Genomic DNA, 21,299 nt, shown 5'->3' with positions numbered 1-21,299 from the left:
CATTCCGGGCATTTCCTGTAACAGAATGCACGTGGAACTATTGACCGAACGCAGCCAAGAACAGGTCGATGTCACGCGTCGCTTACCAAGGGCCTGAATGAGTATTTCAGAGTATCAATGAGTATTTCAGATAATCAGTGAAGTTCCATTAGAAACCAGCGTTGGTGACATAGGATTCTTTCCACGAGGTACTATTTGAGAGGAGCGGTATATCTGCATACAAGCCCTTTGAATCGCTCCTTTCTACATCCAACTTACAACACTCTATTTAACATAATATACATTGTGCGCATTAATGTGTGCGCGTGTCCATAAGCTGTAATTGGCGACCAATACCTTTCTGGATTCAAGCTCTCTCATGGATTTTGGACTGCGTCCTGATATTGCCCGCTCATTTTGGTTTAACTGTGTATTCTTCAAATAAAATTTTCGTTTAACGTAACAACCGACAAAGACGACATTTCTCCTGCCGCGCCACCCATTACCTGACTATTGCAGTTATACTTGGCGCCATTTTCCGATTTTCAGTTTTTGTCATGTTATTCAACACCTCTCATCGCAAAAATCCAAAGTTCTGGTTGTTTTGCATATTGGCACTGGTTTGTCTGTTACCGGTAGTCACTTCACCAATGGCGCTGATTCTGGGGTTCTCGCTGGCATCTCTTGGATGGCTGCCCAACAATTTGGATTTATCGGCGCTGACTAAAAAGCTGCTTTCCTGGTCGATTGTCGGGCTGGGATTTGGTATCCAGTTAGATCAAGCCATTGCGATCAGCACCCAGAGCTTGCCTTTGGTCGTTGGGTCAATTCTACTGACCCTGATATTGGCGTTGGTACTGACCAAACTGCTTAAGCTGGATACCAAGACGGGATATTTGATTGGTGCAGGCACCTCCATTTGCGGCGGCAGCGCCATCGCTGCTGTTGCACCGGCCATCAACGCCAAAAATGATCAGATGGCCATCGCGCTGGCTTGTGTATTTGTACTGAACTCAGTAGCTCTGTTTGTTTTCCCTGTGTTGGGCCACGCTTTGAGTCTCAGTCAACATGACTTTGGTTTATGGAGTGCCATTGCTATTCACGACACCTCATCTGTGGTTGGAGCAGCATCCGCCTACGGCGACGAATCACTGTTGGTTGCCACTACCACCAAATTGGCCAGAGCATTGTGGATCGTACCTGTTGCGCTGGTGTCGGCGATTATCTTTGGTGGTGACAATAAATCGATCAAAGTGCCCGGCTTTATTCTGTTCTATTGTGTCGCTATCGCCATTGCCTATCTGTTACCCCAATTCGAGCCGGTTTACGATCTGGTGTTCAACCTGTCAAAACGAACTCTGGTCGTCTGCCTGTTTCTTATCGGTGCAGGGATTACCATTAAGAAAATGCGGGCCGCTGGTCCGAAACCAATGGCATTGGCCGTGATGCTGTGGCTTGCTATTGCAACCAGCTCGTTGAGCTACATTTTGTGGGGTTAACCCAGCTTGGTGGATTGCTTCTCGACTGCCGGCGTTGTTTGCCGGCTTTTTTGTTTTTGAACGCCAGTGCTGCCCGGATAAAGCAGTATCAACATAGTGAAACTCAGCAGCTGAATGGTCGCGGTAATCAATGGGTTAAATAATGCCGGACTCAACAGCGCAACAATAGTCACTGCCATTATCGTAACTTTCCTTTTGATGGATGACATGTCCCCTGCTCTGCTGATACCTGTGGTCGGTAGATTATTGGCAACATCGACCAACTAACGGAAATACCGGTTTTATCTAACTCATAACCGGTAACTTGGTGCAGTCCTTTGGTTCCCCCCTGACCTTCAAATTCTATTAGGACAGCAGTCCATCAAGATAACAGTGCTGTCGATCTGGCGATGTAAAGCGGATACAGGACATTGCTGACATGCATCTATTAAATTAACCGCTGTGTTTGTATCTGATTGAAAATACTTGGAATCGTTTTAGTTGAGAGACAAATCTTGCTTAAGTCGATAGCGCTTGGATCAGGAGCCCGGGAAAATGAGCGCTTAAGGATGGTGTGTGGAAAAGTAAAAAGCCCGCTACTTGCGTAGCGGGCTTTTTAAAATTTGGCGGAGGAGCAGGGATTTGAACCCTGGGTGGGCTATTAACCCACGCCGGTTTTCAAGACCGGTGCATTAAACCACTCTGCCACCCCTCCGGTGAGGCGCATATTACGTATCGACAGATACTCTGTAAAGCACTATTTTAACGTAGTCATTCAAATGCTTAACTAATGGTCACTTCTGTGCATTATCATCACAGAACAGGGCCGCTCTGGCATTGTCCGGAACGTCCAGCGCAATACCTTTAGCCTGCAAACGATACCCCAGCATTACACCGATGGCGCATACCAGAATACCCCAGCCTATGGCTTTGTCGCCGCTCGCTGCAAACATGGCAACGATGCTTGAGGCGCCAAATGACATACTTATCTGCAGGAAATTCTGCACGCCAGCCGCCTTGGCCGCATCGTTGCTAAATTGCTGCAGCGCGTTGTTCACCACAATTGGATAAATGGATCCGTTGGCTGCAGCCAATACGGAAAATGCAATCAGCAGCGGAAAAATGCTGCTCACATCCAGGATCAGGGTGAAGGTTACAATCGCTGCCACGCAGGCAATAAACAGCGCCAGTAATACCTGCAAAGCCTTATCACTGCCCAACTTGTTGATCACCAGCTTCCCGGCATAGCCGCCCACGATAAACATAATGGTTTGCGGAATAAAACTGAGTCCAATTTCAGCAGCCGCATAGCCATGTTGTTCCATAACAATTGGCCAAACCGTCAGGTAAGAGAAAAATGCACCGCTACAGGCGCCAAAAATGACGACATTACCCAGAAAACGGGTGTTTTTGGCAATTTCCAGAAATCCGGCTTTACGTCCCGCGTTATCAACATTCGCGTGATGCGCTTTAGCCGGAACCAGTGCAGCGGTCAGCATCATCAACACAATCCCCACGCCGGTCAACGCCATAAAGATTGCACGCCAGCCATAATGTTCCTGCACAAACGCACCTATGATGGGTGCCAGTGCGGGTGACAGAGCAACCAATGGCATGATGTTACTGAAAATGCCCTGTGCCTGCTTAGCATCGTATTGCTCTACGACCAGCGCCTGCCAGATCACTCCGGCAGCGCAAGCCCCCAGCGCCTGAAAGAAACGCGCGATATTCAGCATCAACATACTGTCACTGCTGGATATCACCAGTGTGGCAACGCAGAACAGTGCCATACCAAAAAACAGGGCGTTACGATGACCGATACGGTTGACCAGCGGACCATAAACCAATTGGCCACAAGCCAGACCAGCCAGGAAAGTGGTCAGTGACATTGCCACTTCCGAGGGACTGCTTCCAAAGGTGCTTTCAATCGCTTTGAAGGCTGGAAGGTACATATCCGTCGCGATAAAACCCAGCATGCTGAGCAGTGACAGATAGAATAAAAACAGGAAATACCTGCCAGTAGATGCATTGTTCATAATAAAATCAGCATAATCTTAAAAAAGGCGACGCATTCTACGATCTTGATTTATCGGGTTGAAGCAATTATTTTTGAATCATGCTTTCAAAATAAATCACATCAATCAGAGGCCGCACTATGCTTTCGGAACAAGCGTTGGAATTGATCGATATCGTCGCCAGGGATGGCAGCTTTACTGCGGCTGCTCATCGGCTGCACAAAGTGCCTTCTGCAGTCAGTTACGCCGTTAAACAAATCGAAGAAGAACTGGGTGTCGCACTGTTTCATCGTCATCACCGCAGTGTGTCTCTGACGCTCGCCGGTGAACACTTTGTCAAACAGGCCAGAGCCATTCTGGGACAAATGGACGGATTGAAGCGTGATACCCAGCGCATTGCCAACGGTTGGCAGCCCACCTTATCTATTGCACTGGACAATATCGTCAGGGCTGATCGTATCAGCGTACTCATCGCCGACTTTTATCGTCAGTTCCATGATGTGGAGTTGATCGTCCGTATCGAGGTATTCAACGGTGTGTGGGAGGCCCTCTCAACCGGCCGCAGTGATATTGCCGTTGGCGCCACCACTGCCGTGCCGGTCGGCGGTTTTTATCAATATAAGGAGATGGGTGAAATTGAATGGGCCTTTTTGGTCAGCAAACATCATCCTCTGGCAAATATTGATAGGCCACTGACGGATGATGAGTTACGCCCTTTCCCCTCTATTTGTCTGGAAGACACGTCAAGGGAAATCCCCAAGCGCATGACCTGGCTTCTGGACAATCAACGCCGTCTGGTAGTGCCTGACTGGATCAGAGCTATTAACTGCTTTCGTGAAGGACTGGGGATTGGCTACATGCCCAAACACCTGGCTGCGCCCTTCGTCCAAACCGGCATGCTCAGACAAAAACAGCTGGAGAATGGATTGCGGCCCAGCAGCTGTTGTCTGGCGTGGGATCCCGCCAAAATGTCACCCGCATTAAGGTGGGTACTGGAATACCTGGGCGACAGCGACAAACTCCACCGGGAATGGCTGGCATGATAAATTGTTAACAAATTCGTTGCCAAGGCCCATGGTCGTTGACTTTTGCCACCCGAGTTGGATTAATATGTCATTAAGGAATTCAGTTTATTAAGTTAAAGCTGGATCTTACTGTTTAAGACAATGGAGTCTTCTATGAATCAAGAATCGATGTATGGCAGTCAGCTGTCGACCCTTGAGGTCAACAAGCTGATTAAGAACACCTATATACTGCTGGCAATGACACTGGCATTTTCTGCCGTCTGTGCCGGGATTGGTATGGCACTGGGCGTTGGTCGCATGGGTTCGCTGCTGCTGTCTCTGGGTGGTTTGGTACTTTTATTTGTGACTCTGCGCAAGGCTGATACTTCAGCAGGTCTGTTCTGGGTGTTTGCGTTTACCGGTATGGAAGGCGCATCTCTTGGGTATATTCTCAACCACTATGTGGGTATGGAAAACGGCCCTCAGCTGATCATGCAGGCACTGGGGTTGACCGCAGTGGTCTTTGTGACTCTGTCCATGTACGCCCTGTCTACCAAAAAAGACTTTTCCTTCATGGGTGGTTTTTTGATGGCCGGTCTGGTTGTCATGATCGTCGGTGGTATTGCCAGCTTCTTCATCCAGAGCACGCCTTTCTTCATGGCGCTGAACGCCGGTATTGCACTGCTGATGTCCGCGCTGATCCTGTATGATACCAGCCGCATTGTGAACGGTGGCGAAACCAATTACATCCGCGCGACTGTGTCTTTGTATTTGGACTTCCTCAACCTGTTCATATCACTGCTGAACCTGTTGGGTCTGAGCAACGACGACTAATCCCATTTATCCGGATTTAAGGTAAAATGGCCCTTTCGGGCCATTTTTTGTTTTATGAGCAAATTTATTATTCAGGTCAATGGCAGTGTCTACGGCGATAACGCCGGCTACCATGCGTTAAAATTTGTCGAAGCGGCACTGGCGGCCGGTCACGATATTGTCCGGGTTTTCTTCTATCAGGAAGGTGTTAGTCACGCTAATTTGCTGCTGAGTCCCGCCAGCGATGAGGTCAATCTTCATAAGCTGTGGTGCACTCTGGCAGATAAGCACAGCATCGAACTGGTTAACTGCGTCTCTGCAGCGTTAAGACGTGGCATGTTGTCGCAACAGGAAGCAAACGAGCAGCAATTAACACTCTGGAACACCGAAAAGCCCTTTATCAACGGTGGATTAGGTGAGTTGGTCACAGGTATCGAGCAGGCTGATCGCCTGGTGGTGTTTTGATAAGAGGCTGAAGTGAAGAGTATTTGTATTGTTTTCAGGCGTCCTCCCCACGGCACACCGCATGGGCGTGAGGCATTGGATTTAGCCATGTTGAGCGCCGGGTTTGAGCAGCAGGTTACGCTGATTTTCGTTGATGAAGGGGTTCTGAACCTGGTTGCAGAGCAATCTCCTGAACTTATCGGCGCCCGTAACTATATCGCCACTTTCAAGGCACTGCCTTTTTACGATATTGAAGATGTACTGGTGTGCGCCCAATCCCTGCAGGAATTCGGGCTTAAACGCGCTGTACTGAACATTGATGCTGAAATTGCAGAGCCCGAAGTGATTACCGGACGTCTGCGTCAGGCGGATGAGGTTTTGGTTTTCTGATGATACTTCACCATATTCAAACATCTCCGGGGAATGACAACGCCCTGGCAACCAGCCTGAAGTACGCCGCAAAAGACGACAGCTTCGTTTTGTCCGGTAACGGTGTGACTGCCGTGCTTAAGCGGCAATGGTCCATGGCATTGTCCCCCTTCAAGGTGTATTTACTGGCGGATGATGTCAGTGCGCGCGGGCTTGCGCCCCATACCGCTGGCTATCCACTTATCGACTATCAGGATTTTGTTGCACTGACCTTAAGTCATGACAAAATCATCACCTGGTAATATGGGATTTGATTGTGAATTTTATTGAATTTAATGGCCGTAAAATCGACACAGATGTGCAGGGTTATCTGCTGAATGTTGCTGACTGGACGCCCGAGCTGGCACCGGTGATTGCTGCCGCTGAAGAAATTGAATTGACTGAAGCACACTGGGAAGTGGTCAACTTCGTGCGTCAGTTTTATCTGGAGTTCAATACCAGTCCTGCGATTCGGGTATTGGTCAAAGCAATAGGTCAAAGTCTGGGGGCTGAAAAAGGTAATTCAAAATATCTGTATACCCTGTTCCCGATTGGCCCGGCGAAACAGGCCACCAAGATTGCCGGCCTGCCCAAGCCGGCCAAGTGCATTTAAGCCGGTGATCATCGCATTGACACAGTTGTGCCTGCTGAAATGACTTGAGATAAAAACGCCCCGCGATTTGCGGGGCGTTTTTTTATTGGTTTGAAGCCCTGATTATCAGGAAGCGTTTTCCAGCATCTCAGCCTCATGATCAATCCCCAGGACCAATTTGTCCATCAGCGGGATCATGCGTTCAATTTCGGGCTTGGTGATAGTGTCGTTGGCTCCCAATTGCAGCGCCTTGGCACGGTTGGAGTCACTCATCAGTGACGAGAACATGACAATCGGCAACGTCTTGTAGGCACTGGAGTCTCTCAGCCGCTTGACCAGGTGCAAACCGTCCATTTGCGGCATTTCAACATCTGACACTATGCCATTGACATGGTCGGTAATTTTTCCACCATGCTCTTCCACATGCCGCTCAAATCCAACCAGTTTATTCAGCGCTTCAGCACCATCCTTGGCGGTAATCACGGTATAACCACCGGCAATCAAGGTACTTTCAATCATCTTACGGATAAAGGCTGAATCATCCACTACCAGAATGGTTTTGGCATCGCGCTGGGCGATAATTTCAGGGGTCATGGGGACATGCTTATCATGGGTAAGGTCATACTTATCCATACTCAATTCCGGATTTATATCAGAAATGATCTTCTCAAAGTCGAGGATCATGATGATATGTCCTTCATTGCGTACTACAGCGACCACACAATCCTGGGAACCCGCTTCGAGAAACTGGCTGGGCGATTCAACCTGCTCCCAGGAAACCCGATGAATGCGCTGTACATGATCCACTAAAAACCCGTTTATCATCTTGTTGAAGTCGGTGACAATGACCACCTTCTCCTCAAGATCATCCTTGGTCGGAATACCCAGCCAGCTGCCCAAATCCACCATGGGGATCAGCTTATCCCGCAGCGAGAAGACCCCCACCAGATTGTCATGGGCTTTTGGATAGTCTGACGTTTCCGGAACCCGGATAACCTCCCTCACCTTGGCTACGTTTATGCCATAATAACAAACCTTTACCTGTCCATTTGGTAACAGTCTGTGGACGTGGAATTCGATGATTTCAAGTTCATTAGTCCCACTCTCCAGCAGGATGCCATTTTCTTTAGATGGACTCATAATCAGCTCTCGAATATGTCAGTAAAATGGAGAAATCCGGTTAACGCTTTAGACAAGTATAGAAAGAGATTTGGGAACTATCGGAAAAACTTATAAATAATGAAAAAATTTTTCCGGCATAAAACCAGACATCAAAAAAGCCGGAAAAATCCCTGCCATTCATCAACCTGCTACATATTGGCATAGTTAGGACCGCCGCCACCTTCCGGGGGGCCACTGGATGTTCTGGCTGGGGTCTTTAATGTCACAGGTTTTAGAGTGCAAACAATTCTGCACATTGATCTGCAGTCGCTTACCCTCGCCTAGCTCAACAATTTCATGACAATAACGCTGCGCGGGCTCGTCGTACACAGGTAAATTCAGCGCAACGGGGAGTTTGTCATCATTCAGTTTCAGATGGCAGGGCTGATCATCATCGTGCCAGGTGTTGGACAGATACACGGTTGACAGGCGGTCAAAGCTCAGCACTTTACCTGACTGACTTTGCAGGTCAGCGGAGCACCACGCTCCTGCCAGTCAGGGAATAGCTCTGCCAGTGCTCTGGGTTCAATGATAGCGCCGCAAAGAATGTGCTCACCGACCTCAGCGCCTTTTTCCACCGCGCAAACAGAAACTTTCCGCCCTTGCTGCGCTGCCAGTTGCTTTAACTTACATGCCTAAGACAATCCGGCTGGTCCGGCCCCTACAACCACCACATCAAATTCCATGGATTCCCGCATGCACCCTGCTGCTATTGGCCGGAAAACTGCGCCGCACGCTTACCGAAAAAGGCGCTGACGCCCTCCTGAAAATCGCGGCTGTTGAAACAGAACTGCTGATATTGCGCCTCTTGCCTGATGACATTGTGCAAACTGTCACCCTGTGCCTGCTTGAGCAGTTTTTTCAGATATTTCTGTGACAAGGGCGCGCCATCAGCAAGCCGCCCCGCCCATGCCATGGCGTACTCCTGCAACTCTTCGTCCGCCACCACACGATTGCCAAGTCCGCTGCTGATACACTCTGTAGCCGTCAACTTATCGGCTTCCAGACACACCTCAAAGGCGCGCTTATAGCCAAGTTGATTCACCAGGTGCCAGCTGGCGCCGCCGTCAGGCACCAGGGCAATGGCAGCGAATGCCTGAAACAAACAGGCTGACTGCGCCATCACCATCAAATCACAAGTCAGTGCCAGGGCGCCGCCGATGCCGGCTGCAGCGCCCTGTACCGCGGCCAGAAATATCTTGTCAGAGTGGGTAATACGCGAAAGAAAGGGTTTGTATTCATTGAGGATCTGCGCCTCTATGCCATGCCTGGCGGCAGTCAGTTCTTTCAAATCTGCACCGGCGGAAAAACAAGGGCCTTCGCCATTGATGACCACCACGCGAATGGTGTCATCAGCATCGACCATATCTATCGCCTGATGCAACTCCCGCCGCATTTGCTGATTAAACGCATTCAAACACCCAGGTCGATTGAGGGTAATACAGGCCACTTTGCCCTGAGTACGAAAGCGAATGGTGTCGAATTGTTCACTCTCATTGAATTGGGTCATCATATTCATAGCGCCTCCTGTCACTGCACTTCAAACAATCCGGCAGCACCCATGCCACCGCCTATACACATAGCCACCACCAGATAGCGAACGCCCCGCCGCTTTGCCTCCAGCAGCCCATGAGCCACCATACGGGTGCCCGACATCCCAAACGGATGACCAATGGAGATAGCGCCGCCGTTAACATTCAGCCGGTCATAGGGGATCTCCAGCTTGTCGGCGCAATAGATCACCTGACTGGCGAAGGCTTCGTTGATCTCCCACAGGCCGATATCATCAACCGTCAACCCAAAGCGCTTCAGCAGTTTGGGGATGGCAAACATCGGGCCAATGCCCATCTCTTCAGGAGCGCATCCGGCCACCGCCACCCCTTTGTATTTGCCCAGTGGCGCCACTCCCAGAGCAGCGGCGCGGCTGGCGCTCATCAGCAAGGTCGCGGCGGCGCCGTCTGAAAACTGCGAGGCGTTACCGGCTGTAATGTGCTCCCCCTGGGCGATGTGCTTGCCATCGCGCCACACCGGCTTGAGCGCGGCCAGCGACTCATAGCTGGTGTCAGGTCGATTACATTCGTCGTGTCTGGCCGTCACGGTGTTATGGCCAGCAGGCTGCTTTTGCTCATCAAACAGCAATTGATTGACGGTCAGGGGAATGATTTCATCGTCAAACAGCCCGGCACGTTGGGCACTGGCCGTTCGCTGCTGACTTTGCAGTGCGTATCTGTCCTGAGCCTCGCGGGAAATACCGTAGCGCTGCGCCACAATTTCCGCGGTTTCAATCATCTGAATGTAGGCATCTGGCGCAGCGGCGATCACCGCCTCGGAGCGGGCACGATAGCTGTTTTTGTGTTTGGTCTGAGTCAGCGACAGGGACTCCACCCCACCGGCGACAACCGTATCCATATCTCCGGCAAGGATATTGTTGGCGCCAACAGCAATGGACATCAGTCCGGAGGCGCACATTCTGTCGAGCGCCATACCCGGGACTGAATCGGGCAAGCCAGCGGTGTAGGCACACAAACGACCGATATTGTAGCCCTGGGTCCCCTGCTGCACAGCCGCGCCCATGATCACATCATCGACACCGGCGCCATCGATACCGGCGCGCTCCACCACGGCTTGCACCACTGCACCACCCAGCACAGGAGCTTCAGTATCGTTAAAGCTGCCACGGAAGGATTTGGTCAGCGCCGTGCGCGCCGCAGAAACGATGACAACCTCGGTCATACTGGCTCTCCTGAATGGGTCAAAAATGTATAACGGCTGATGGTATCCACCACGCAGGCGGGACGCTCAGCACCCTGAATTTCCACAGATATGCGGGTACAAACCTCAATTCCTGTGCCTTTGACCTGTGCGGACAGAATTTCACCGCTGCCGCGAACATTGGCCCCGGCCGGCACCACAGCAGGAAATCTCACTCTGTCGCAACCGTAATTCACGCCCATGGCGAGGTTATTCACCTGCAGCAGCCGGGGCAAAAACAGATTCACCAGAGACAGCGTCAGATAACCGTGGGCGATGCAGCAGCCAAAGGGGCCCTGCGCTGCTTTGACCGGATCCACATGGATCCACTGATGGTCGCCGGTTGCCTCGGCGAACAGATTGATCCGTTCCTGGGAAATTGTCAGCCAGTCAGTCACGCCCAGATTAAGTCCCGCGGACGCCAGTAACTGCTGTGGATGATTGATTGATACGTTGGCCATAAGGTCTCCGTGACAGGGCTGTGCACCGAACCTGAACCAGGTTCAGATCAGGCTCGTTGGGAACTGACCGGCACCACTTCGCCGGTCATGTAAGAGGCGTAATCACTGGCCAGAAACATCATCACATTGGCCACTTCCCATACTTCTGCGGCGCGGCCGAATGCTTCTCTGGCAGCCAGCTCCCCCAGCAATTCTTCGCTGGAGGCCTTTTTGAGAAAATCATGCAGAGCAATGGAAGGCGCCACTGCATTAATGCGCACACCAAAAGGTGCAGCCTCCAGCGCGCTGCAACGGGTCAGTGCCATCACTCCGGCCTTGGCGGCGGCATAGTGGGCCTGCTCTTTCTGGGCGCGCCAGCCCAGCACTGAGGCATTATTGACAATGACCCCCCGGCCACGATGTTGCATAAAAGGCAATATGGCGCGGGTCATGCGAAAGGTACCGGTCAAACTGATATCCAGCACCCGGCTCCACTCAGCATCAGTCATCTCAACCACTGACTTCTGGCCGCCAAGTCCGGCATTGTTGATGAGCACATCCACCCCTTCCAGAGCAGTTTGTGCTGCATTAACCAGCGCCTGCACCTGAGCTTCATCACTGACGTCACATAACTGGCCGAATACCGCCTGAAGGCCGGTTTCAGCCTTCAGGCGCTCAATGGCCTGCGCCAGCCTGCCGCCGTGAATATCTGAAATCATCAGCGCTCGGCAGCCTTCCTCGGCAGCGCGTTTGGCGGCGGCGAATCCAATACCGGCACCGGCTGCCGCGGTAATCAGCACCGATTTGCCGTTAAGCAAACCATGGCCTTCCACATAGTTGGGAACCTGAATCATTGCTCTGTCTATCCGGTTAGTTTTCCTGAGTGACATTGAGTCATGGCGCAGAAAAAGCCTCATCGTCAATGCGGACGATAGCCTCGCGGCCAGCCGCAACTAGAGCATTTAATCTAAATCTATCCTAGTCAAAACAGACGATTCGGCTGTGGTTGGCTTACCAAAGAATCGTCCCTGAACAATAACTAAACCATCTTCGCTGTGCTTAGGGGGTCCCGGGCGGCGATATGGACAGGACACAATGGCACTGGCGGGCACAACAAAAAACAGTGAGCTCCCGCCAGCAGGCAAACAAGGTTACGCGCATGGTTGAACGTCCGGTTATCTGCCAGACAATCTCGATGCGACCTTAAAAATCCTGGGGCACATTCCTGGCCAATTCGCACACACTACGGGGTTAAGCTGAAGTCCAAAGGAGGCAAGCATGAGGAACAGTCATCTGTTGACTCACCTGTTTGTCGGCGCGCTGACCGTGACAAGCGGCAATGCACTGGCAAAAGTATCACCGGAAGAAGCAGCAAAACTGGGGAATGAATTGACCTGTACCGGCGCCATCGCCGCGGGCAATGCAAACGGAACTATCCCGGCCTATTCAGGCAAATGGCTGGGGAAACCCGAACACGTCAAATACGATTTACATGTGGGCCAGCACCCTGTTGACCCTTATCCCGACGATAAGCCGAAATTCACCATAGATGGCAGCAATTACAAGCAATACGCCGACAACCTGACCGCTGGTCAGCTGGCTATGTTTGAGCGCTACCCGGACAGTTTCAAAATGCCAGTGTACGAGGGACGTCGGGACTTTCGTTACCCCGATGTCATCTGCGACACCATGAAAAAGAATGCCGTCACCGCCGAGTTGATTGACGATGGCTTCGGCTTTACCGGTTATAAGGGCGCGGTGCCGTTTCCTATCCCGGACCCCGCCAGTGCCATGGAAATCCTGGCCAACCATAACTTCCCTTATCGCGCATACACTTATCAAACTATTCGCGATATTGCAGATGTCAGCTCCAACGGTGACATCTCCTGGGGACGGGCCGATGGCTGGGGCCTGAATCTGCCCAATCATCCGGACAATGTCGGTGATCCTGTGGGCGGCGTAATGGCCCTGAGTTATACCGCGACATTATTGCCGGTGCGCAATAAGGGGACCGCCACAGTCTCCTCTGAGCCGATGAACTTCGCCCGCGACAAGCGACTGGCCTGGAACTATAACCCGGGCACCCGCCGCGTGCGCCAACTGCCCGAATATGGTTTTGATACCCCGCTGGCAGGCACCTCCGGCAAACTGACCCTGGATTCTGACCGTCTGATGAACGGTTCCCCTGAGCGTTATGAATGGACCACCAAAGGCCGCCAGGAAATCTATATTCCGGCCAATGCCTATAAGGTGCATCAGCCTGACGTGAAATATGCCGAACTGCTGACCAACAATCACGCCAAGCCTGAACTTATGCGCTATGAACTGCGCCGGGTATGGGTGCTGGAAGGCAAGCTGAAGGAAGAGTATCGCCACAAGTATGGCCGCCGCACCATGTATCTGGATGAGGACAGCTGGCACGCGGTGATTTCCGATTTCTACGACACCCGTGACGAACTGGTGCAGCACGCCTTCATCAATTACTACTACGCCTACGATGCAGAAAGTTTTGAGGCCGGCAGCAGCTTCTACCACGATCTGACCACCGGCAGTTACGTGGGCTACAACCTGTTTCAGGAGCGCGAACTGGCTCCTGTGCTGAACAAGGGCGATCTGGAAGCCCATAACTTCACCCCGGCCGCCCTGCGCCGCATGAGCCACTGATGGGAGCACAGGCATGAATTTCAATAAAAGTGTGTTGTCGCTGGCGTTGCTCTCTGCATTGGCTGCGCCTCATCTGCAGGCGGCAGAAACCATCGAACTGGGTGAGGATGTCACCCTCGACTGGAAAGGCACCCTGACCTATTCCGCTGGCGTGCGCATGGAAGATGCGGACCCAGCACTCAAGAGCAGTGGCAACAGCAACTTCGATAAAGGCGATCTGACCGGAAACGGCTTATATCTGCTGCTTGAAGGGCATCTGCGCTGGGGCGGAAACGGCCTGGTGTTCTCCGGTTCAACCTTCTACGACGATGTTTATCAGGACGATAAATTCAGCGATGCGGTGCAGAAATACCATGGCGGCTACACCCGTCTGCTGGATCTGTACGCCTATACCACCTTTGGTTTCGGCGAAACCGGTTTTGCCGATATTCGTGTCGGTCGCCATGTCGTGGCCTGGGGCGAAGGTCTGTTCTTCCCCAGTATTTCACTGGCCCAGGGCCCGTCCGATGGCATCAAGTCCGCAGTGCCCGGCACTGAAGTCAAAGACATCCTGCTGCCGGAAGATCAGGTCTCGATGCAGCTCGAAATGACGCCAGAGCTGTCGCTGATGGCCCACTGGCAGTTTAACTGGCAGGAAACCATAGTGCCTGAGCCTGGTTCATTCCTCAGCACCTCAGAAGCGGTGGGCAATGGCGCCTACTGTCTGGTGATCATGCCTGATGGCTCCTGTGCCTTCGGGCCACGCGGACCAGACGTGCTGCCGGATGAATCCGGTCAGTGGGGCGCCGGGGTGCGCTATCGGGTGACCGATGTGTCTGAGCTGGGTTTCTACTACCTGAGCTATGCCGACCGCATTCCCATGGTGGATATCAATCCTACCAAAAACTATGTGCCCGCCTATAACATGGCACTGGGGGAATACAATGTGGTGTACTTCGATGATATCGATCTGTATGGCGCCACCTTCTCCACCAACGCTGGTATGGCTTCGATTGCGTCGGAAGTTACCTACAAGGACGGCGCACCTGTGCTGGTCTCCAGCATGGTTGGGCCGCTGGCTACCCGTGGGGAGATTTTACAGACCAACCTCAACGCGATTGTGAACTTTGGCCGCAGCTGGCTGGCGGAATCGGTCAACCTGACCATTGAAGGCGCCTATACCGACATTCTGGACGCCGAAGCCCGCTCGCCCACCGGCCTGGAAATGGTCGTGCCGCCGAGCGACACCCTGTACTACACAGGCCATGGTTTTGCCGTCGGTGCTTCACTCATTCTGTCATATCCCGGCATCACAGAATCCTGGGATCTGGGCATTCCCATGGGTTACTCCCATCAGCTTTCCGGTCGCACCATTACCGGTGGTGTCGGCGGTGAAGGCGATTACCGTGGCCGCATTGGCGCGGAATTTACCCACCACAGAAGTGGCATTCAGCTGGCACTGCAGTACGTCGGCTACTTCGGTAACCCGGATGTGAGTGAAGCCTACCAGCAGCGCACCCTGGCCGATCGTGATTACATCGCCTTCAGTGCCAAATGGGCATTCTGATTTCAGTGCTGTGTCTTGAGCGACTCGATTGAGTCGCTTTTTTTTGCCATCAATCCATCAGTGCTGGCTTTGCAACTTTGGAGGGATTGTTTTTTGCGCAGGTTAGGCTTAACTGAACAAGCAGGTAAACAAGCCAATTCACGCATATCCGGGACGGATTTGAGGCTTCGCGCCTTGTCATGAGTTAAAGGGCGCTGCTGTTCTGTGCCGCTGTGCTGCTCATGGCAACACAATCCGCTTCCTACCAAGAACCAATCAGGCCCCGATAAGGCATTACATTACTTAAACGCATTGCATCAACACATTACATCATCACGTCGTACATCATCAGTTTGCATCAACATCAGGAAGGATTACCCATGAAGCAGAGCACAGGATCACACAAAACCAGAACTTCGATTTGGGCGGGCATCGCGTTATCCACTCTGACTTTATCCACTGTGGCCCATGCGGCAGGTGATGAGGCCTTGGTAATACCCGCAGATTCGAATCAGATCGCCTATCCTGCCGGCTGGCAGAACTGGTCTGTGATCGCCAGTTCCCATCGCACCGACAATAATACGCTCAGGGTGATCCTGGGCAATGATATTGCCATCAAAGCCGCGCGTCAGGGACACACCTTACCCTGGCCCGATGGCGCGGTGCTCGGCAAAGTGGTGTGGAAAGCCACCGCACTGCCCAGTTGGCCTGCGGCCGTGGCGCCGGGTGAACTGGTACACACTGAATTTATGTTTAAAGACAGCAAACGATTTCAGGACAGTTACGGCTGGGGATTCGGCCGCTGGCTCGGCATGGCGCAAACGCCCTTTAATGAGGGCAATCAAAGCTGTATCGCCTGCCACACACCGGTGAAAGACAATGATTGGGTCTTTACCGAACCGGCCCGGTTCCCTAGCACAGGCGTATCCCATTGATGGTTCGGGGAAAGGGATTAGATAAAGGGCGCAGCGAAGGGCATTTGCCGTCTGTCTGAGCCTTAATGGTGTTTTCTCTGAAAGCTGAACGAATCCACTGGCAAAGCGTCAGCCCGGTTACTGCCATAAAAAAATCTCCCGATGGGAGATTTTTTGTTTCTGCTGGTCGCCTGAGTAATCAGCTTATCAGCGGCGGTTTTCGCTGCGCCCAGGGGGATGCCTGCTCCAGCTGGGAAGCGAGCGCCAGCAACAGGGCTTCGTTGCCATAACCGGCAGCAAACTGCACGCCTATGGGCAGATTGGCCCCATTCCAGTGCAGCGGCACTGACATGGCCGGCAGGCCTGTCATATTAAAAAGCGCAGTAATGGGGGATGCCTTGATGACATTGGCGACAAAGCTGTCGTATCCCTGATACAGACTGAGCTCACCAATTTGAGGCGGCGGCGCGGCGGTCACAGGCGCCAGGATCACATCATACTGGCTGAAAAACTCATCGAAGCGACGGCCGGCAAGATCAAAGGCACTGCGGGCAGCAAATACCTGCTGGGCGCTGTAACCTTTGGCTTTTTCCATAAAGCCCCAGACGATGGGTGAAAACTCATCCTGTCTGGCCTGTCTGCCGAGCTTCGCCTCGCGCGCCTGCACGGTTTGCAGTACGCCTGAGCCTGTGGTCACGCCCATCCCGGTATACATGGCTTCGATAGGCAACTGCGGAAAGGCGAGCTCAACCGAGTGACCAAGATCGGTCAGCAAAGTCGACGCCGCACTGACTGCAGTGAGACAATCCTTATGCACAGGTAAACCGAACGGGTGATGCTGCATCATGGCGATGCGCAGCCCCTTGGGCGGTCTTGCCAGTACCTTTAAAAACTCACCATCGACCTGGGTGATCCGACTGCCATGCTCCGCCCCCTGAGTCAGCTCCATCAGCAATGCCGTGTCCCGCACCGAGCGGCTGACCACATTGTGAACCGACAGTCCCATCCAGCCTTCGAGGATATCCGGCCCAACAGGAATACGCCCGCGACTGGGCTTTAACCCGAAAATACCGCAGTGTGACGCGGGAATACGGATAGAGCCGCCGCCATCACTGGCATGAGCAGCCGGTAAAATACGCGCCGCCACCGCTGCCGCAGAGCCGCCGCTGGAACCGCCGCTGGAGCAGCGCTTATCCCAGGGATTTAATGTGTTGCCGTGCAGCGCCGACTCTGTGGTGGCCGTCTGACCAAATTCCGGGCTGGTTAATTTAGCCAGAATATTGAGCCCTGCCGCCTGATACCTCTGGGTCAGGGTTGAGTCATGCTCGGCAACATCATCTTTGAAAAACTCACAGCCATTGGTGGTGACTGTGCCTTTGACCTTGATGCCAAGATCTTTAAGCGCAAAGGGCACACCGTACAAAGGGGCCGCCGCGCTGGCTTTAGCCCTTGCTGCTGCATCCCCCTGACTCATGTTTTGGGCTTGATCACGCGCCACATCCAGGTGACTGACGGCAATCAGATTCAGATCTCTGTGCGCCTCAAAGCGGGCCGTTGCGGCATCAAACAGCTCCAGTGGCGTGACTTCACCGGCGCGGATAAGCTCCGCCTGAGTGGTCATGTCCCAATCGTCATACTCAGCCAGCGGCAAATGGGTGGCGGCACGGGTACTTAAAGACAGCCCGGAGATGGCCGCTGCGCCCATGGCGCCACCGGCTTTAAGCAGGTTGCGGCGACGGCTGTCTAGGTTTTCGTTGCTGTTAACGTGAGCAGTTTTGTGCTTCGATGAGTTGTTCATATCAGCTGCCCCACACTTTTTGCGCCGGCTGCGCCCGGCCAAGCAACTGGCTCATCGCCTCACCGATTTCAGTCACCTGCCAGCGAGCGCCCTTGTCGAGCGTCTCACCGGTTCGCCAGCCATCGCCCAGCGAAATCCGGCCGCCCTGACTTTCAATAATCTGGCCGGTCACCTCGGCAGATAAACTGCTGCCCAGCCAGACCACTAAAGGCGCGACATTATCGGCAGACCAGAGATCAAAGCTGTCATCCTCCGGCGCTTTGACCACATCCGGCATCGCGGCCTGGGTCATGGCCGTGCGCGCCGCCGGAGCCAACGCATTGGCGGTAATACCATAACGGCCAAGCTCGGCAGCCTGCACCAGCGTCAGCGAGGCAATGCCGCCTTTGGCCGCAGCATAATTGGCCTGCCCCACCGAGCCCTGCAGCCCTGCACCCGAGCTGGTATTGATAATGCGCGCATCCACGTGCTTACCGGCCTTGGCCGCATCGCGCCAGCGCCGGGCAAGGATGTTGGCAAGACAGAAATGACCACGCAGGTGCACCTGCATCACCTTATCCCAATCCTCCTCGGTGAGGCTGACAAACATGCGATCGGCCAAGACCCCGGCGTTGTTGACCAGTACATGCACTTCGCCAAAGGCGCTGAGCGCCGCGTCAACAATCCGCCCGGCACTGTCCAGCCGGGTAATATCATCACTGTTGGCGATCGCCCGGCCGCCCTGAGTGACTATCTCATCCACCACAGCGGCCGCAGCGTCGGCGCGAATATCATTGACCAGCACATTGGCACCTTCAGCGGCAAACGCCAGCGCATAGGCGCGCCCAAGGCCGCCGCCGGCCCCGGTGATGATCACGGTACGTCCGTTACAAATCCCCATATTCTCTTCCCTGCGTTCTCTATCCAATGTTTTCAGGCAGCATAATGCCGCTCATTTTTACATTGGGAAATACATTTGAATCAATTTGTTAGACGCTCAATGATGGTGACATTGGCAACCCCGCCACCTTCACACATGGTTTGCAGACCAAACCGGCCACCGCGCCGCTCCAGCTCATGCAGTAAACCTGTCATCAGCCGCGCGCCGGTCGCCCCCAGTGGATGCCCAAGAGCAATGGCGCCGCCGTTGACGTTAACCCTGTCATGGGGCACACCCAGCTCTTTCATCCAGGCCTGCGCCACCGAGGCAAACGCTTCGTTGACCTCAAACAGATCGATATCGGCCACTGTCATGCCAGTTTTCTCCAGTGCCTTGCGGGTGGCAGCGATCGGTGCGGTCAGGTGCCAGATGGGGTCGTCCCCCAGCACGCTGATGTGATGAATGCGCGCCCTTGGCTGCAGATGGTATTTTTCCAGCGCCGCTTTGGACACCACCAACAGCGCCGCCGCACCATCACAAGTCTGACTCGCCACCGCCGCTGTGATGGCCGGATATTCAGCCGATACCGGTTCGAGACTCGCCATTTTCTCCAGCGAAGTGTCTCTGGGGGTTTCATCCTGAGTCAGACCATTCACTGGCACGATTTCCCGCTCAAAATAACCGGCAGCCATGGCATGCAATGCCCGGGTGTGGCTCTCCAGTGCGAAGAATTCCATGTCGGCGCGGCTTAATTGCCAGTGTTCGGCAATCCGCTGGGCCGCGTAAAACTGATCCACAGGCGCATCACCAAAGCGCTGCTGCCAGCCTGTTGAACCGGCAAAGGGAGTGCTGAATCCCAACGCCTGTCCGGCGAGCATGGCGGATGAAATTGGAATTTGCGTCATGGTCTGGACGCCGCCTACGGCAATCACATCCTGGGTGCCACTCATCACCGCCTGGGCGGCAAAATGCAGCGCCTGCTGGGACGAGCCACACTGGCGATCGACTGTGGTACCCGGCACACTGAGTGGCAAACCGGCGGCCAGCCAGCTGGTGCGGGCGATATTGCCCGCCTGCGAGCCTATGGTATCCACGCAGCCGAAAATCACATCATCATAATCCTCAGCCGGGATCCCATTGCGGCTCACCAACGCGCTGAGCACAGCAGCGCCCAGATCCATGGCATGCATGTCCGCCAGACTGCCCTTGCGCCGTCCGGTTGGGGTGCGCAGCGCATCGACAATATAGGCCTGGCTCATGACTGCGCTCCAATTGCTGAGTGGCTGACTGTGGCAGACTGATCTCCAAAAGTACTCTGATCACCGAATGTAAAAGGTGGCCCAATGAGATCCTGGCTTGCCAGCTGATTAAACAGCATGTCGCTGACACGCGCCTGATGGAAATTGCCATCGCCCCAGCTGCTGGTCAGCGCCCAACTGCGTTTCATAAACATCTGCAGATCCACCTCCCAGGTGTAGCCCATGGCGCCGTGCACCTGAATGCTGTGACGCGCCGCAAGCGATGCCGCACTGGCGCAGGCCAGACGTGCCTGAGACACATACAGGTCAATCAGCGTCTGAGTTGTGGTTGCAGTTGTTGTGCCTGAGCTCGAGCCTGTAGATGCTGGCAGTTGCTGATTAGCCAGCGCATAAGCCGCGCGATACAGCACAGGGCGGGCAAACTCAATGGCACTGGCGACATCAGCCAGATGGTGCTTGACCGCCTGGAAACTGCCGATAGGCTTACCGAACTGCTTGCGCTGGGCGACATAATCCACCGACAGATCCAGCATGCGCTGAGCCAGTCCCAGTAACTGACCTGAGACGGCCAGCGCGCCGCGATTGAGGGTATCGGCGATAAGCCCCTCAGCCAGCTCCCCATTCAGCAGCAGTGATGTGGATGAAGGCTGCCAGCTGATGTGATACAGGCGCCGCGACGAGTCGATGCTGCTGGCCTGCCGCACATCGATCTGTGCCCGCTCCAGCGCGTGAATTTCTGCCTCGCCGGATTCATTTTGATGGCAGACAAGCAGCACATCCGCCAGATGGGCATCAGCCACCAGAGGATTGATGCCATGGGCAACCGCGACGCGCAGATTGCCATCAGCAATAGCCGCCAGCCAGGCATCGCGCCGGCCGCTTGCCGGCAAGGCACTGAGCAACCCCGCGCCGACACAGGCGGTATCGGCCATGGAGTCGGGTATGGCGTAATAGCCAAGCTCCTGGGTCATCAGTGACCAGGCCACATCATTCAGCCCCAGACCACCGCAGTGTTCCGGCACAGACAGTGCCGTCAGCCCCTGCTCAGCGATCCGCCTTCTGAGTTCAGGACTGCGTCCGGTATCGGTTTCCCACACATCCCTCAAGGTTTCCGGCGCCGCTTCTGTCATCAAAAAGCGGCTGATGGCTTCGCGAAATGCCAGTTCATCATCTGTGAAAGTAAAATCCATAGTGC

The 21,299-nt window shown here is 53.8% G+C and carries 22 protein-coding genes, 1 tRNA gene and 1 pseudogene; 10 read left to right on the top strand and 14 right to left on the bottom strand.

Annotated features, from left to right (window positions below; genetic code table 11):
• Positions 1-536 precede the first annotated feature (536 nt).
• On the top strand, positions 537-1,478 hold the full coding sequence (locus ACRRUX_RS02455) for a YeiH family protein (RefSeq protein WP_432526846.1): 942 nt from the start codon (positions 537-539) through the stop codon (positions 1,476-1,478).
• Here ACRRUX_RS02455 and ACRRUX_RS02450 read toward each other — a convergent pair.
• The 3 genes from ACRRUX_RS02450 to punC form a co-directional block, all read right to left on the bottom strand.
• The gene (locus tag ACRRUX_RS02450) at positions 1,475-1,657 is read right to left on the bottom strand and encodes a hypothetical protein (protein ID WP_432526844.1); all 183 of its coding nucleotides are present in this window, start codon (positions 1,655-1,657) and stop codon (positions 1,475-1,477) included. The genes ACRRUX_RS02455 and ACRRUX_RS02450 overlap by 4 nt on opposite strands.
• A gap of 424 nt (positions 1,658-2,081) precedes the next feature.
• Positions 2,082-2,172: transfer RNA gene (locus tag ACRRUX_RS02445), tRNA-Ser, on the bottom strand.
• A 79-nt stretch (positions 2,173-2,251) separates the two neighbouring features.
• The gene (punC, locus tag ACRRUX_RS02440) at positions 2,252-3,493 is read right to left on the bottom strand and encodes a purine nucleoside transporter PunC (RefSeq protein ID WP_432526842.1); all 1,242 of its coding nucleotides are present in this window, start codon (positions 3,491-3,493) and stop codon (positions 2,252-2,254) included.
• A gap of 119 nt (positions 3,494-3,612) precedes the next feature.
• Here punC and punR point away from each other — a divergent pair, with 119 nt between their 5' ends.
• The 6 genes from punR to ACRRUX_RS02410 all read left to right on the top strand — a co-directional run bounded on the left by punR (position 3,613) and on the right by ACRRUX_RS02410 (position 6,754).
• Positions 3,613-4,515, top strand: a complete 903-nt coding sequence (gene punR / locus ACRRUX_RS02435) for a DNA-binding transcriptional activator PunR (RefSeq protein ID WP_432526840.1) — start codon at positions 3,613-3,615, stop codon at positions 4,513-4,515.
• A 135-nt stretch (positions 4,516-4,650) separates the two neighbouring features.
• The gene (locus tag ACRRUX_RS02430; RefSeq protein WP_432526838.1) at positions 4,651-5,310 is read left to right on the top strand and encodes a Bax inhibitor-1/YccA family protein; all 660 of its coding nucleotides are present in this window, start codon (positions 4,651-4,653) and stop codon (positions 5,308-5,310) included.
• Positions 5,311-5,364: 54 nt separating this feature from the next.
• The gene (gene tusD, locus ACRRUX_RS02425) at positions 5,365-5,754 is read left to right on the top strand and encodes a sulfurtransferase complex subunit TusD (RefSeq protein WP_432526836.1); all 390 of its coding nucleotides are present in this window, start codon (positions 5,365-5,367) and stop codon (positions 5,752-5,754) included.
• A gap of 12 nt (positions 5,755-5,766) precedes the next feature.
• A complete protein-coding gene (tusC, locus tag ACRRUX_RS02420; RefSeq protein WP_432526834.1) occupies positions 5,767-6,123 on the top strand; it encodes a sulfurtransferase complex subunit TusC in 357 nt (118 codons plus the stop codon).
• Entirely contained in the window at positions 6,123-6,404 is a 282-nt protein-coding gene (gene tusB, locus ACRRUX_RS02415) for a sulfurtransferase complex subunit TusB (protein WP_432526832.1), read from the top strand. The genes tusC and tusB overlap by 1 nt, the downstream gene beginning before the upstream one ends.
• A gap of 11 nt (positions 6,405-6,415) precedes the next feature.
• Positions 6,416-6,754, top strand: a complete 339-nt coding sequence (locus ACRRUX_RS02410; RefSeq protein WP_432527307.1) for a TusE/DsrC/DsvC family sulfur relay protein — start codon at positions 6,416-6,418, stop codon at positions 6,752-6,754.
• A 105-nt stretch (positions 6,755-6,859) separates the two neighbouring features.
• Here the strand turns inward: ACRRUX_RS02410 and ACRRUX_RS02405 are convergent, their stop codons facing one another.
• The 7 genes and pseudogenes from ACRRUX_RS02405 to ACRRUX_RS02375 form a co-directional block, all read right to left on the bottom strand.
• Entirely contained in the window at positions 6,860-7,873 is a 1,014-nt protein-coding gene (locus tag ACRRUX_RS02405) for a chemotaxis protein CheV (protein ID WP_432526830.1), read from the bottom strand.
• Positions 7,874-8,043: 170 nt separating this feature from the next.
• Positions 8,044-8,341, bottom strand: a pseudogene (locus tag ACRRUX_RS02400) (4Fe-4S dicluster domain-containing protein); the annotation flags it as partial.
• Positions 8,335-8,472: a hypothetical protein gene (locus ACRRUX_RS02395; protein WP_432526828.1), complete on the bottom strand. Its 138-nt coding sequence runs from the start codon at positions 8,470-8,472 to the stop codon at positions 8,335-8,337. The pseudogene ACRRUX_RS02400 and the gene ACRRUX_RS02395, both read right to left, overlap by 7 nt.
• 131 nt (positions 8,473-8,603) lie before the next feature.
• Complete coding sequence (locus ACRRUX_RS02390) at positions 8,604-9,413, bottom strand: enoyl-CoA hydratase/isomerase family protein (RefSeq protein WP_432526826.1); 810 nt, start codon at positions 9,411-9,413, stop codon at positions 8,604-8,606.
• A gap of 11 nt (positions 9,414-9,424) precedes the next feature.
• Positions 9,425-10,627: an acetyl-CoA C-acyltransferase gene (locus tag ACRRUX_RS02385; RefSeq protein WP_432526824.1), complete on the bottom strand. Its 1,203-nt coding sequence runs from the start codon at positions 10,625-10,627 to the stop codon at positions 9,425-9,427.
• Positions 10,624-11,106, bottom strand: coding sequence for a MaoC family dehydratase (locus tag ACRRUX_RS02380; RefSeq protein WP_432526822.1), 483 nt, complete (start codon positions 11,104-11,106; stop codon positions 10,624-10,626). The genes ACRRUX_RS02385 and ACRRUX_RS02380 overlap by 4 nt, the downstream gene beginning before the upstream one ends.
• 47 nt (positions 11,107-11,153) lie before the next feature.
• Positions 11,154-11,939 carry an SDR family oxidoreductase gene (locus ACRRUX_RS02375; RefSeq protein WP_432526820.1) on the bottom strand — a complete coding sequence of 262 codons (786 nt, stop codon included), beginning with the start codon at positions 11,937-11,939 and terminating at the stop codon, positions 11,154-11,156.
• A 424-nt stretch (positions 11,940-12,363) separates the two neighbouring features.
• Between ACRRUX_RS02375 and ACRRUX_RS02370 the strand changes: the two genes are divergently transcribed.
• The 3 genes from ACRRUX_RS02370 to ACRRUX_RS02360 all read left to right on the top strand — a co-directional run bounded on the left by ACRRUX_RS02370 (position 12,364) and on the right by ACRRUX_RS02360 (position 16,209).
• Positions 12,364-13,749 carry a DUF1329 domain-containing protein gene (locus ACRRUX_RS02370; RefSeq protein WP_432526818.1) on the top strand — a complete coding sequence of 462 codons (1,386 nt, stop codon included), beginning with the start codon at positions 12,364-12,366 and terminating at the stop codon, positions 13,747-13,749.
• A 13-nt stretch (positions 13,750-13,762) separates the two neighbouring features.
• A complete protein-coding gene (locus ACRRUX_RS02365) occupies positions 13,763-15,295 on the top strand; it encodes a DUF1302 domain-containing protein (protein WP_432526816.1) in 1,533 nt (510 codons plus the stop codon).
• 359 nt (positions 15,296-15,654) lie between these two features.
• The gene (locus ACRRUX_RS02360; protein WP_432526814.1) at positions 15,655-16,209 is read left to right on the top strand and encodes a cytochrome P460 family protein; all 555 of its coding nucleotides are present in this window, start codon (positions 15,655-15,657) and stop codon (positions 16,207-16,209) included.
• A 178-nt stretch (positions 16,210-16,387) separates the two neighbouring features.
• Here ACRRUX_RS02360 and ACRRUX_RS02355 read toward each other — a convergent pair whose 3' ends face one another.
• From ACRRUX_RS02355 to ACRRUX_RS02340, 4 genes are all read right to left on the bottom strand, one after another.
• Entirely contained in the window at positions 16,388-17,986 is a 1,599-nt protein-coding gene (locus ACRRUX_RS02355) for an amidase (protein WP_432526813.1), read from the bottom strand.
• A gap of 1 nt (position 17,987) precedes the next feature.
• Positions 17,988-18,866 (bottom strand): SDR family oxidoreductase, encoded by an 879-nt coding sequence (locus ACRRUX_RS02350; protein ID WP_432526811.1) that lies wholly within the window; start codon positions 18,864-18,866, stop codon positions 17,988-17,990.
• Between the two features lie 80 nt (positions 18,867-18,946).
• Entirely contained in the window at positions 18,947-20,104 is a 1,158-nt protein-coding gene (locus ACRRUX_RS02345; RefSeq protein ID WP_432526809.1) for an acetyl-CoA C-acetyltransferase, read from the bottom strand.
• The gene (locus ACRRUX_RS02340; protein WP_432526807.1) at positions 20,101-21,294 is read right to left on the bottom strand and encodes an acyl-CoA dehydrogenase family protein; all 1,194 of its coding nucleotides are present in this window, start codon (positions 21,292-21,294) and stop codon (positions 20,101-20,103) included. The genes ACRRUX_RS02345 and ACRRUX_RS02340 overlap by 4 nt, the downstream gene beginning before the upstream one ends.
• Between the last annotated feature and the right edge of the window lie 5 nt (positions 21,295-21,299).

It is taken from the genome of Shewanella sp. GXUN23E, assembly GCF_050865035.1.
Classification (GTDB): Bacteria; Pseudomonadota; Gammaproteobacteria; order Enterobacterales; family Shewanellaceae; genus Shewanella.
Note: the sequence above shows the minus strand (reverse complement) of the source record. Positions and strands in the feature narration are given on the sequence as shown.